The following is a 13,204-nucleotide window of genomic DNA, read 5'->3' on the forward strand; positions in this document are numbered from 1 at the left end:
ACAAGGGCGTTCAATACGTCGCCGTGCGCTACACCCAGCGCCTCGCCGAGGCCGGCGCGGTCGCGTCGGTCGGCTCCACCGGCGACTCCTACGACAACGCCCTCGCCGAGGCCTTCAACTCCCTCTTCAAGGCCGAACTCGTGCGCAACCGCGGCCCCTGGAAGGGCATCGACGACCTCGAGATCGCCGTCGCCGAGTACGTCGACTGGTTCAACCACCGACGCCTACACGGCGAGATCGGCCTGATCCCACCGGCCGAGCACGAGGACCACTTCTACCGGCACAACCCCGTGGCGACTACCGTCGCCGCGTCAGTTCCGAGTCTCCACTGAACTCGGGGCGAGACAAACCGTCCGGTGCCCCGTTGGATGCGCAGTCGCCCCCGGTCGATCGTCCATTCCGCCACCTCGGCATCACTGACGCTCAACGCGGCAGAAACCGCGCGCGGGCTTCACGCAGGTCCGCCTGGCCTGGCGCGCCACCGTTGCTCGTCCCGGCGTATCGGCGGCGGTGAGGCTGGGGGAGTGGGCGGCCGGTGCAGCCAACGTGACCCCGTAGCGGCACTGACCTACTCGCCATGGCGCCGTGCTTCCGACCTCGGCGTCGTCGACCCGTAGGCACCGGGGGAGCCCGGCTCTCTGGTGGACCCGCTAACGCTGTCAGTCCTCTGCGGCACGATGCCGGGCATGGCCGGGACTGGATCGCCACCGCCCGCTGACTACGGGCAGCTGCTCGGTGACGTGCGCGAGCAGCTGCACTCCTCACGTGCCGCGGCGCACCGTGCGGTCAACGCCGAGATGCAGGCGCTCTACCGGACCATCGGCCGCAGCCTGCTCGGGCGCATGCGCGAAGGCTGGTCGGTGGATGTCGTGGAGAAGTTGGGCGTAGACCTGCGTGCGCAGTTCCCCAACAGCATCGCCTTCTCGCCCTCCAACCTCGACTACATGCGCCGCTTCGCCGAGGCGTGGCCTGATCCGGCCGCCCCGCTGCTGGAGCAACTGCCCTGGGGACACATTCGGGTGCTGCTGGACGAGGTGGCCGAACCGCAGCTTCGGGATTGGTACGCCGCCGCGGCGGTGCGGCACGGCTGGTCACAGGACGTGTTGCTCAACCAGATCAAGGCCGGCAGTCACCGGCGAACGCCGCCCGCCGACAGCTCCCTTTCGCCGTAGCGACGCAGCCGCGAGTTGGCGAGCACCGTGTCGGCGGGTTTCCGGTCGAGAGCTTCCACCCGCTGCATCCCGGGTCAGTCGCCGTCCTGGCCCCGGAGCCAGTCACGGATCAGCTTGATGGTCTCCTGCGGCCGGGGAGCGGCGGCGTAGACGCGGAACTCCCGGTAGCGGGGGTGGTCGATGTCCAAGGCCCGTAGGTCGTCTTCCCGGAGGCGTGCGACGTGGACTCGTCTGCCGAGCACACCGGTCCCGCCTGGCTCACCCGTCCCAGTCGGTGGCCCGCTGTCCGTCACGGTCGGGATACGGTCCGTCACCTCAAACCGGGAGGGGACATGGACGAGGGCAGCCGCGTACTCGCGATCGTGGACCAGGTGGACGATGCACCCGTCGTCTGGTGGGTAGACCTGGGACCCAAGATCGCCGGCATGACCAGGCTCTGCGGAGCATGGGTGCTGGACGGGGATGACCGCATGCAGACGCTCCGGGCGCTGACCGCGTCCCGCGTCATCGTGGCGACCGCGAGCGGACAGGCGTTGCTCGATGCCCAGCAGGTCGTGCCCGATCGGATTCTCGACACCGACGCCACCCTCACCGCCGTCATGGCGGTCCGCGACGAGCTGCAGACTGTGTACGAGAAGGCCGAGGCGGCCAGAAGGACCACGCTGACGCCGCCGCGCTGGCCATCCCTCCTGGAGCCGCTGGACACCGAGACCGCGTCGACGCCCGGCGGCGATCCCCGCACCTCACGGGCCCTGGGCATCGCCCAGTGGCTGCATTCACTGTGCGCTGCCTGGGACACCATCGAGGAGCAGCGGCTCGCCCGCCCGTACATGCGTCCCCTCGGCGGCCCCGCCACCCGCGGGCTGCCGGTCATCTACCGCGACACGTGGCCCGATCCGGTCCGCCACGAGCCGGCTCTGTCTGTGGAGGCGCCCGAGGTTGCTGCGCTTGTGCCGGCACCGCGCACGTCGGTGGAGGACGCGGCAGCGTCGACGCTGGTGCCACTCGAAGCGCTGGACTTCGTTGCCATCGACGTCGAGACCGCCAACGCACACCGCGGCTCAATCTGCGCCATTGGTGCGGCCGTGGTCCGCGGCGGCGTCGTGGTGTCCACCCACTCGTGGCTGGTGCGTCCGCCCGCCGGCCTGGACGCCTTCGACAGGATCAACGTCCGTCTGCACGGCATCACCGCGGACATGGTCGCTGACCAGCCCTCCTTCGCCGAGCGGCTGGACCAGCTCGTGGAGGTTGCCGGAAATCTGCCGCTCGTCGCGCATAACGCGGCCTTCGACATCGGCGCGCTCCGCGAGGCCTGCCTGGTCGCCGACAAGGAGTGGCCGACCGCCGACTACGCCTGCTCGCTGATCCTGGCGCGGCGGGCGCTGGACCTGATCTCCTACCGCCTGCCGATCGTGGCTGCCGAGTGCGGTGTCGACGCCGGGCGCCACCACGAAGCCGGCGCCGATGCGCGCGCGTGCGCGCAGGTCGTCATCGAGATCGCGCGGCGCCGCAACGTCGGGACCCTGGCCGAGCTCCTTACCGACCTGCATGTGCTGGCCGGCCGGCTGGACGCCGCGGCCTGGCGCGGCTGCCACAGCACCCTCGGCTCCGCGGGCATAGGGCTCATCCGGCCGGAAACCGCCGTCGACGCCGACCCCGAGCACCCGCTGTACGGCCACGTCCTCGTCTTCACCGGCGCGCTGAGCATCCGCCGGCAGGACGCCTGGGACGCCGCCGCCCGGTGCGGTGCCGTGGTCGAGAAGACCGTGACGAAGCGAACCACGATGCTCGTCGTCGGGGACGGCTTCACCGGCAGTGACCCCGCCGACTTCACCACCGGCAAGGCGGCCAAGGCGGTGCAGCTACGTGACAACGGCCAGCGCATCGAGGTCCTCACCGAAGCTGACCTCGTCCAACTTCTCGCCGATGCACAGACCTTCGGGGTTCGGGAGGCGGTCGTCGTCTGACTGCCGGCCGGTGCACGACTGTCGAACACATCCCCGGCTGCAGGCGACACGATGCTGACGACATACAGCAGCGACCCCCTCCCAGGTCCGGGAGCGGGTCGCTGTTGTGGTTGATCAGGCGGTCGCGATCGCCGCAGCCACGATGGGGAGAAGCTCCGGGGCGGTCAGCTTGAAGCGCGATGTGGCAATCCGGAGCGGAAGGGCTGTACTAAAGCGTCAGCAATGGCCCACACTTTCTCGCCATGACCTCCCCTCGCAGGTCGAAGCACGGGACGATCGCCGATCACCCTCGCCTCGCCGCGCAGTTCGACCCCGCGGCCAACGGGGGGTTGACCGCCGATCAGGTCAACGTCGGCACCAACGAGAGGCTGTGGTGGAGTTGCCCGGTCGCCGCTGATCATCGCTGGCAGGCCACCGGCGCGAACCGGCTGCGCGGCACCGGGTGTCCGTTCTGTGCCGGCCAGCAGTCCTCGGTGACCAACAACCTGCTCAACTACCCGGAGCTGGTCGCCGAGTTCGACGTGGAGGCCAACGGCGGGCTCGCCCCCGCGCAGGTGGTCGCCACGACCACCAAGAAGGTGTGGTGGCGCTGTCCGGTCGCCGACGACCACCGGTGGCAGGCTAGGGGTGCAGACCGAGTCGCCGGGGCCGGCTGCCCGGCCTGCATCGGCCGGCAGCTGTCGGTGACAAACACCGTGGCCGCGTATCCGGAGCTGGCCGCGCAGTTCGACGTCGCCGCGAACGGCGGGCGCACCCCCGACCGGGTCATCGCCACCACGAACGACCGCCTGTGGTGGGTCTGTCCGGTCGCCGACGACCACCGGTGGCGGGCCACCGGCAACAACCGGGTGCGTGGGGGCACGCGCTGTCCTGCCTGCGCCGGGCTGCAGGCGTCGGTGACGAACAGCCTGGCGCGATTCCCCGAGCTGGCCGCGCAGTTCGACGTGCAGGCGAACGGGGGGCGCACCCCCGACCAGGTCGTCGCCCTCACGATGGAGAAGCTGTGGTGGGCCTGCCCGGTCGCAGACGACCACCGCTGGCGGGCCCCCGGAGACAGCCGCGTCCGCGGCAGCGGCTGCCCCGCTTGCGCCGGCCGTCAGGTGTCGGTGACCAACAACCTGGCCCGGTTCCCCGAGCTGGCCGCGCAGTTCGACGTCGAGGCCAACGGCGGGCGCACTCCCGAGCAGGTCGTCGCCGGCACCCACGAGCTGCTCTGGTGGGCGTGCCCGGTCGCGCCCGACCACCGCTGGCGGGCACGCGCCCAGGCGCGGGTCGCCGGGGCTGGCTGCCCGGCCTGCTCTGGCCGTCAGGTGTCGGTGACCAACAACCTGGCCCGGTTCCCCGAGGTGGCCGCGCAGTTCGACGTCGAGGCCAACGGCGGACGCACTCCCGACCAGATCGTTGCCGGCACTCCCGAGAAGCTCTGGTGGACGTGTCCAGTCGCGCCCGACCACCGCTGGCAGGCATCCGGCGACAGCCGGGTGCGCATCGGCTCCGGCTGCCCGGCCTGCGCGGGACTGCAGGTCTCAGTGACCAACAGCCTCGCCCGGTTCCCGGAGCTGGCCGCGCAGTTCGACGTCGACGCCAACGACGGCCTGACCCCCGAGCAGGTCGTCGCGGGCACCAACCGCAAGCTGTGGTGGGCCTGCCCGGTCGCACCCGACCACCGTTGGGCCGCGTCCGGCGCCAACCGGCTCAAGGGCCGTGGCTGCCCGGCGTGCGCGTTGGTCGCCATCTCCATCCGGGAGGTCCGGCTGGCCGCCGAGCTGGCCGCCGCTCTACCCGGGCTGGACGTCGAAGCGCGGCGCATTGTGATGCCCGGGAGTCGGGCCCTCGAGGCGGACATCCTCGACCGGGAGCGTCGCCTGGTTGTCGAGTATGACGGCAGCTACTGGCACGCCGGGGAGGTCATGGAGCGCCGGGACCGGGACAAAACCGCTCGGTTGACCGAGGCCGGGTACACCGTCATCCGGGTCCGGGAGGCGCCCCTGGCGCCCATCACCGCCGCCGATGTGACCTGCAGCGAAGAGGACCCGATCCACCTCGTCGCCGCCGCCGTCCTGGACCGCATCGCCGCGTTGCGCCCCGACCTGCTCGCCGTCCACGAGGCCGCCGTCTACCGACGGCACGGCCGTCCCCTCGGCAACGTGGACGCGGAAACCCGGCTGGCGGAGCTGCGCCGCCGAGCCGCCCGCACTGCAGCGGAGCTCGGCAGCGACCCGACCCTGTGGTGAGCAACGCTTCCGGGCGACGGGCTGCGGAAGGCCGTCGGTGGCGCTCCCGCCTCCCCTCTTGGAGGCAGCCGGCCCGCATACGCGACGGCGAAATGGTTCTACCGCGGCACGCTGACGACGGAGATCGCCGGCAGACGGCCGGCGCGAGGAAGGCAAGGTGAGTGCGCTGGCGCGGCAGACCTGGATCGACCAGCACGTCGACATCATGGTGAACGAGCTGGCGGAGCTCGGCCTCACGGCCCGCCGGGAACCGCTCGCTGACTTGCTGCGCGAGCGCGTCCGCAGCGTCGCCGCGCAGATGGGCGTCAGCGAGCAGACCGCCCGTGGCTACCTGACCACCGACCTGCTGCGTCAGCTCGCCCGAGAGATGGCGGTGCAGCTCGTCGACGAGCATCCCGGCGCCAACCTGCGCGCCCTGCGCCGCACCGTCTCCCTCGACCGGACCGGGCTCGGCCGCCTCCTACGTGGCCTCGCCACGTCGGCCCGCATCCTCGCCGCCGGCGAGGATCACGACCGCAGCGACGAGTGCCTGGGGCTGCTGTTCGACGTCGGGATCTTCGTCCCCGACACCCCCGCGGACGATTCCGCCGCAGTCCTCGTCCCGCCCGCCGCACTGACCCGGGCCGCCCGACTGCTGAACACCGCCGCCGACGCGCTGCTGACCGGCAGCAACCCGGACCAGCTGACCGCAGCCGAGGCTGCGGACCTCAGTGCCGGGATCATGGTGGACGTGCGGTGGATGAGGGAGCTGGCTGCGACCCAGTCGCAAGGCGACGTCTGACGCGAGGCGCACTGCAGCTCAGATGACTGCCCCGTGGCGTGGCATGCGCACCATTTGCGGGACCGGCGGCCGACGGCGTGTCGGTTCCGTCACAGGGTGACGACACACTACGCAGACACACCGGGTGCGGGGGCGCCCGACGAGACGGGGAGGGGGAACGGCATGGACGTGGTGCAGCAGCACGACGACCTGCTCGCGCAACGCCGCAACCACTCCGCGTGGAAGCTGCTCGTGGCCGACAACGCGCCGCTCGTGATCGGCTTCCTCGACCGCGTGTTCCTCACCCCGAACGTGCGTCAGCTGCCGGGCCCGGAGCTCACCGAGGCGCTCGAGGACCACCTGCACCCGTTGCGTGGCGCGGACACGGCCGCGTACCCGAAGGCCGCCGAGGCGTACCTGGCGGACTGGGCCGACGCCCGCAACGGCTGGCTGCGCCGGTTCTACCCGACGGGCAGCGACGTCGCCCACTACGCGCCGACCTCGGCGGTGGAGACGGCCGCGGCGTTCGTCCGCTCGCTGGGCCGCCGGGAGTTCCTCGGCACGGCGAGCCGGCTGCTCACCGTCCGCGACCTGCTCCGGCAGATCACCGCCGGTGCGGCCACGGACCCCGAGGTGCGGCTGGGCGCGCTGGAGCGGCAGCGGGCCGAGATCGACGCGCAGATCGAGGCCATACGCAGCGGCGCCGACACCGGCCTGGACGACACCGCCATCAGGGAGCGGTACGCGCAGGCGGTCACCACCGCCCGGGAGCTGCTGGCCGACCTGCGCGAGGTGGAGGAGAACTTCCGCGCACTCGACCGCGACGTCCGCCGGCGCGCCACCACTTGGGACGGGCCGCGCGGGGAGTTCCTCAAGACGGTGTTCGGCACTACCGCCGAGATCGGCGCGTCCGATCAGGGTCGCTCCTGGCGGGCGTTCTGGGAGCACATGCTCTCGGCCGCCCAGCAGGACGAGCTGGCCGAGCTCCTGGCTGCGGTGCGCTCGGTGCCGGCGCTGACCGGCGCCGGGGAACAGGTCACCCAGCTGCTGCGCGAGGAGCTGTTCGTCGCCGCCGAGGCCACCCAGCGCACCGTCGCCTCGCTGTCGGCACAGCTGCGTCGCTTCCTCGACGAACGCTCCTGGAGCGAAGGCCGTCGCATCCACGAGGTCATCCGCGGCACCCTCGCGGCGGCGCTCGCCGCGCACGACGGCGACGTCCGCGGTCTGGGCAGCGACCTGGCCGGCCTGCGCGCCGAGTTCGCCCTGCCGCTCGAGCGGCCGCTGTACACGCCGCGGACCGAGACCCGTCTGGAGTCGACTGCCGCCGAGGATCCCGGCGTCGACCCCGGCGGCGACGATGCCCTCGCCGACCTGCTCGACATCAGTCACATCGACCTCGATGCCCTGCGCGCCGCGGTCGGCAGCACCGTCGCCGCGCACGGGGGCCAGGCCACCCTCGGCCAGGTCGTCCGCGCCCATCCGCTCACCGAGGGCCTGGCCGAGCTCGTCGGGTACCTGCAGGTCTCCGACGACGGCGGCCTGGTGTTCCCGGACCACCGTGAACGCATCGGCTGGACCGATCCCGACGGTCGCCGCCGGCAGGCCGACGTCCCCCTCGTCCTCTTCGGCGACGCTCCGCGGTCGCCGGTGCCGAGCACCCCCGATCGCGCGTCGACGCCGCAGCCGCGCACCGCCGCGCAGGAGAGCCGCTGAGATGGCTGCCCCCGAACTGTCCATCGCCCTGGCCCACCTGCTCCGCGGGCCGGTTCACGCCGAGGACGTCCCGGCCGTCTGGACGTCCATCACCTCGCTGGGGCCGCAGCTACGCGAGCACCTGGAAGTTCTGGGCATGCGGCTGGTCGTCGACGACGTCGAGAACTACGCCTACCTCCGCCAGCTCGACGAGCTGCCCGAGGGCATGCCCCGCCTGGTCCGCCGGCACGCGCTGACCTTCACCGCGACCGTGCTCCTGATCCTGCTGCGCCAGCAGCTGGCCACCGCCGAGTCCGACGGCGACACGCCCCGCCTGATCGTGACCACCGAGGAGATGGTCGAGTCGATGCGGCTCTACCACCGCGACGGCACCAGCGACGAGAAGATCGCCTACGACATCACCGCGCTGGTCAACCTCGGCTACCTGCGGCGGCTGCGGGGCGAGACCGACGTGTTCGAGGTCCGCCGAATCATCAAGGCGCTGGTCACGGCCGACTGGATCGCCGAGTTCGGCGACCGGCTGCTACAGCTAATCCCGTCCGGCGAAAACGCCGCCGACCACGCCCCAGACCCCATGCCTGACGACGCGGACGCCCAGGCCGCCGCGGCCACCGAAGGAGCGCCGGCATGAGTGCCACGCCCGTCCGTCCGCCGGTCTCCCTGGCGCCGGACGAAGGGTTCCTGCCGCTGGAGGTGCCCGGCCGCCACGGCGTGCGCCTCGAGCAGTTCCAGATGCTCAACTGGGGCACCTTCGATACCACCGTCGCGCGCCTCGACGTCGATGGCAGCAACGCGCTGCTCACCGGCAACGTCGGCGCCGGCAAGTCGACCATCGTCGACGGTCTGACGACGCTGTTCGCCTCCGCGCACAAGGTCACCTACAACCGGGCCGCCGGGGCCGACCGCAGCGAGCGGACGCTGGCCACCTATGTGCTGGGCCACTACAGCAACGTCTACGACGAGGCCACCGGCAGCACCCGCCCTCAGTCACTGCGGGAGCGCAAGAGCGCCTACAGCGTGCTGCTGGCCCGCTTCACCGGGCTGCCCGGGCCGACCGGCACCCTCTCCGCGGGCGCGGTGTTCTGGTTCGAGGCCACCGGTGTGGTGCACCGCCTGTACTTCACCGCCCCGGCCGCGCTGGACATCGCCGAGCACCTGGCCGGCCACGGCGACACGAGAGCAGTCCGGGCGGCGCTGCGCGCGGCTGGCGGCGACCTGTTCGACGACAACTTCCGCAACTACCAGCGCTCCCTGTGCCGGCACCTCGGCATCAGCCCCGCCGCGCTGGACCTGCTGGTGCAGACGGTGTCGATGAAGTCCGTCGGCAACCTCACCGACTTCGTCCGCGCGCACATGCTCGACGCCGTCGACGCCCGTGAGCGCATCGGCAAGGTCCTCGACCACTACAGCGACCTCACCCGCGCGCATGAGCTGGTTCAGACCGCCCGCCGACAGCTGGACGCGCTCACACCGGTCGCCGAAGCGGCCGCCGCCTACGACCGCGCCGTGGCCCGCACCCAGGCCAGCACCGAAGCCGCTGCCGCCGTTCCGGCCCGCGTCGAGCAGCACCGGGTCACCCTGCTCGCCGCCGCGATCGCCGAGCTGGCCGGGCAGATGCCCGCCCGCGAGGCCGCGGTCAAGGCCAAGCGGAGCGAGTTGACCGGTCAGGAGACCCGGCGCACGCAGCTGGCCCTCGCCCTGCAGGCCGGCGGTGGCGCGGAGCTCACCGAGGCTCGGCTGCGCATGGAGGCCGCCGAGACGCGGCTCGGTGACGTCCGCCGCGCGCACGTCGAGCTCGTCGCCCTGGCCGCCCAGGCCGGCGTCTCTGCCCCGGAGCGCACCGCCGACCACCCGCGGTTCCTCACCGCTGTCAAGGACGTCGCCGCCCGGCTCGCCGCCGCGGAGCGGGATCTGCGCAAGCGTGACTTCGAGGCTCAGTCGAAGCTGGCCGGCGCCCGCGAGGAGCTGCGGACCCTGCGCGAGGAGCTCGCCGCGGCCGGCAGCCGCGACAGCAACGTCTCCCTTGACGACGCCCGGCTGCGCGGCCGCATCGCCGAGGCGCTCGGACTGGCCGCCGACACCCTGCCGTTCGCGGCCGAGCTCATCGCCGTGGCCCCGGAGTCGGCCGAGTGGGAGCCGGCGGCCGAACGCCTCGTCCGCCCGTTCGCGCTGTCCCTGCTCGTGCCCGAGGAGGACTACGCCCGCGTCGCCGCCTGGGTCGACCGCGAGCACCTCGGCCGCCGGCTGGTGTACTTCCGCGTGCCCAACGTGGTGGCCGCGCCCGCCGCGCCCCGCGCCGGAACGATGGCCGCGCACCTCCACATCCGCCCCGGTACCCCGGTGAGCGCATGGCTGCGCGCCGAGATCAACCGCCGCTTCGACCACGTGTGCGTCAACGACGCGACCGAGCTGAGCGGGCACACCCGGGCGGTCACCCGCGCCGGGCAGGTCAAGGACAACGCCCGGCACGAGAAGGACGACCGCCGGCGCGCCGACGACCGCCGCCACTACGTGCTCGGGTGGGACACCGCCGCCCGGCGTGCGCACCTGACCGCGGCCATCCCGGGCGCTCAGCGCGCCGTCGAGGAGGCCGAGCGCGCACAGGAGGCCGTCGGCAAGGAGCGGAGCGGCAACGGCGACCGGGAGTACGCCGTTCGCCAGCTCACCGAGCGGTTCACCGACCCTTCCACCGTGGACGTCACCACCGCGGTGCAGGGCGCTGCCGCCGCCCGCGAACTGCACGAGAAGCTCGCCTCCCGCCCGGACATCGCCGAGCTGCTGGACCAGCAGGCCGACTGCGAGCAGCAGATCAGCACGCTGGGCAACGAGTTGTCCCGGCTGGACCGGGCCCTGGGCGCTGCCACGGAGCGGCTCGAGCAGCACCGCACCGCACACGACGCCGCCGAGCGGGCGCTGGCTGCCATGCCAGAGCCGGAGCTGTCCGAGGAGGCGACGGCAGCGCTCGCCGACGCCCTGCGGCAGGCCGGCGTCCCGCCTGCCAAAGCGACCGACTGCGACGCCTGGGGGCAGAAGGTCACCGAGGCGCTGCGCGCACGCGCCGCGTCGGCGTCGGCCACCCGGGAGCGCACCGGCCGGGACCTGACCAACGCGATGAAGGATTTCGCGCACTCCTGGCCGCAGATGGTCGTCGACATCCCCAGCGACCCGGAATCCCGGGGCGAGTACCTGGCCATCCGGGACCGGCTGGCCACCGACGACCTGCCCAGCTACGAGAAGCAGTTCCGCGAGCAGCTGGAGACCAACGCCATCCACGAGCTGGTCGGGTTCAGCAACTTCCTCGACCGCGAGGCCGGCAAGATCACCGCGCGCATCGACACGATCAACGGGGCCCTGGCCGAGATCGACTACCGGCCTGGCACGTACATCCGGCTTGAGGTGGAGCGCAGCGCCGACCTGGAGGTGCGTGAGTTCCGTCAGCAGCTGCGCGACATCACCGCCAACACCCTCCTCGGCGACGACGACACCTACGCCGAGTCCCGGTTCCTCTTGGTCAAGGAGCTGCTCGACCGCTTCCAGGGCCGCGAGGGCAACGCCGCCGCCGACGAGCGGTGGACCGCGCGGGTCACCGACGTCCGCAACTGGTTCTCCTTCGCCGCCTCCGAGCGGACCCGCGAGGAGGACGCCCCGCTGGAGCACTACACCGACTCCGGCGGCAAGTCCGGCGGGCAGAAGGAGAAGCTCGCCTACACCATCCTGGCCGCGTCGCTCTCCTACCAGTACGGCCTCGCCGGCGGCAACGTCTCCGCGTTCCGCTTCGTGATGATCGACGAGGCGTTCGGCCGCGGTTCGGACGAGTCGACCCGCTTCGGGTTGGAGCTGTTCACCCGCCTGGGGCTGCAGCTGCTCGTCGTCACCCCGCTGCAGAAGATCAACACCATCGCGCCGTTCGTCGACGCGGTCGGCTACGTCCGCAACGACGACCCGCGCAGCCGGCTGGTCACCATGACCATCACCGAGTACCAGGAGCAGCGGGCCCGCCGCGCGGGTCAGCGCCTCGCCGAGCGCGCGGTCACCGTCCTGCCGCCCGCGGACGCCAACGAGAGCGAGGTCGACCCCGCAGTCGACGGGACGCCGGACGGTGGCGACGATGCGGTGGCCGCGGCCGGCGGCTCCTGGTGAGCCCTGCGCGTACCGCTGGCTGGGCCGGGCCGAGCACCGTCCGCGAGGCCCTGCGCGTCCGGTGGGACCGCGGCGACGTGCTGCGGGAGCTGCACACCGACCCCGCGGACCGGCGCGTGTTCCCGCTGCGCGTGCGGCTGCCCGGGCCCGGCCGCACGGAGCTGGCCGACCGGTACGCCGAGGCCACCACCTGGGCCCGCGGGCTGCGTGACGCCGCCGCCCGCGACGGCTGGACGCTCGAGGTCAGGCCGGTGCGCGCCGGCGGGCTCGGCACCCAGCCGATGCCGTACGCCGGAGTCGTCGACACCCCGGAGCTGGCGCTGCGGCTGCTCGGCCGCGACCGCGCCGGTGACGCCGCCCGCTTCGCGGCCGCGCTGCAGGCGGCCAATGCCCTCGACCCAGCGGCGCGGGATCTGGCACTGGGCCGCCCGCACGACGTGCTCGGAGCCGCCGGCGACTGGCCGCTGCTGCTGCAGCTCGCCGGCTGGATCCGCGACCATCCCCGGCCCGGCATCCACCCGCGGCAGATCCCTGTCGCCGGGGTGCACACGAAGGTCCTGGAGCGGAACACCGGGCTGCTCAGCCGCCTCCTCGAAGCCCTCCTACCCGCCGAGGCGGTCGAGCCGGCCGCGCGCGGGTTCGCCGCCCGGTACGGCTTCGTTGAACCGGCCCGCCGCGCACGGGTCCGCGGCGCCGCTGCCGCGCTCGGCGTCCCCGTCGACGGCACCGCCGACGTCGAGTGGGACGTGGCCGCCCTCGCCGCGTTGAACCCGGCCAACTGCGGCATCACCGAGCTGCTCGTCTTGGAGAACAAGACGTCGTTCCTCACCGCCCCCACCGGCGCCGGCCGGCTCATCCTGTGGGGAGCCGGCTACGGCGCGGACGAGCTGCTCGCGGCACTGCCGTGGCGGACCGAGGTCGCCGTCCGCTACTGGGGCGACATCGACACCCACGGGTACGTGATCCTCGCCCGGGTCCGCGCGGTCGCGCCGCACGCCACCAGCGTCCTGATGGACACAGCGACGCTACTGGCTCACCGGCCGTACTGGTCGACCGAGGCCGCACCGCGGACCGATCCGCTGCCCCACCTGACGGCGACCGAGGCGGAGGTGTACGCCGCGTTGTGCGCGGGCACGCACGGCGTCGGCGTCCGGCTGGAGCAGGAGTTCGTCCGCTTCGATCTGGTCACGTCCGCGCTGATGTCGTAGGCGCCGGGAG

At 72.6% G+C, this 13,204-nt stretch carries 9 protein-coding genes; all 9 read left to right on the forward strand.

Features of this window, described 5'->3' with window-relative positions; all coding sequences use genetic code 11:
* Window positions 1–332, forward strand: a 332-nt coding sequence (locus tag BM142_RS16730; protein ID WP_139228911.1) for an integrase core domain-containing protein, incomplete at its 5' end; no start/stop codon positions are given.
* 354 nt (window positions 333–686) lie between these two features.
* Window positions 687–1,172: a DUF1016 N-terminal domain-containing protein gene (locus BM142_RS16735; RefSeq protein ID WP_175527317.1), complete on the forward strand. Its 486-nt coding sequence runs from the start codon at window positions 687–689 to the stop codon at window positions 1,170–1,172.
* A gap of 332 nt (window positions 1,173–1,504) precedes the next feature.
* A complete protein-coding gene (locus BM142_RS16740; protein WP_217640762.1) occupies window positions 1,505–3,139 on the forward strand; it encodes an exonuclease domain-containing protein in 1,635 nt (544 codons plus the stop codon).
* Between the two features lie 242 nt (window positions 3,140–3,381).
* Complete coding sequence (locus BM142_RS16745) at window positions 3,382–5,373, forward strand: zinc-ribbon domain-containing protein (RefSeq protein WP_092201319.1); 1,992 nt, start codon at window positions 3,382–3,384, stop codon at window positions 5,371–5,373.
* Window positions 5,374–5,530: 157 nt separating this feature from the next.
* Complete coding sequence (locus BM142_RS16750; RefSeq protein WP_092201321.1) at window positions 5,531–6,154, forward strand: hypothetical protein; 624 nt, start codon at window positions 5,531–5,533, stop codon at window positions 6,152–6,154.
* Between the two features lie 162 nt (window positions 6,155–6,316).
* Window positions 6,317–7,846 (forward strand): DUF3375 domain-containing protein, encoded by a 1,530-nt coding sequence (locus BM142_RS16755; protein ID WP_092201323.1) that lies wholly within the window; start codon window positions 6,317–6,319, stop codon window positions 7,844–7,846.
* 1 nt (window position 7,847) lies between these two features.
* Complete coding sequence (locus BM142_RS16760; RefSeq protein WP_092201325.1) at window positions 7,848–8,477, forward strand: DUF4194 domain-containing protein; 630 nt, start codon at window positions 7,848–7,850, stop codon at window positions 8,475–8,477.
* Complete coding sequence (locus tag BM142_RS16765) at window positions 8,474–11,986, forward strand: ATP-binding protein (protein WP_092201327.1); 3,513 nt, start codon at window positions 8,474–8,476, stop codon at window positions 11,984–11,986. Before BM142_RS16760 ends, BM142_RS16765 begins: the two co-directional genes overlap by 4 nt.
* Window positions 11,983–13,194, forward strand: coding sequence for a Wadjet anti-phage system protein JetD domain-containing protein (locus tag BM142_RS24625; protein ID WP_175527318.1), 1,212 nt, complete (start codon window positions 11,983–11,985; stop codon window positions 13,192–13,194). Before BM142_RS16765 ends, BM142_RS24625 begins: the two co-directional genes overlap by 4 nt.
* The last annotated feature ends 10 nt before the right edge of the window (window positions 13,195–13,204 follow it).

The sequence above is a fragment of the Blastococcus tunisiensis genome (assembly GCF_900112815.1).
Classification (GTDB): Bacteria; Actinomycetota; Actinomycetes; order Mycobacteriales; family Geodermatophilaceae; genus Blastococcus_B; species Blastococcus_B tunisiensis.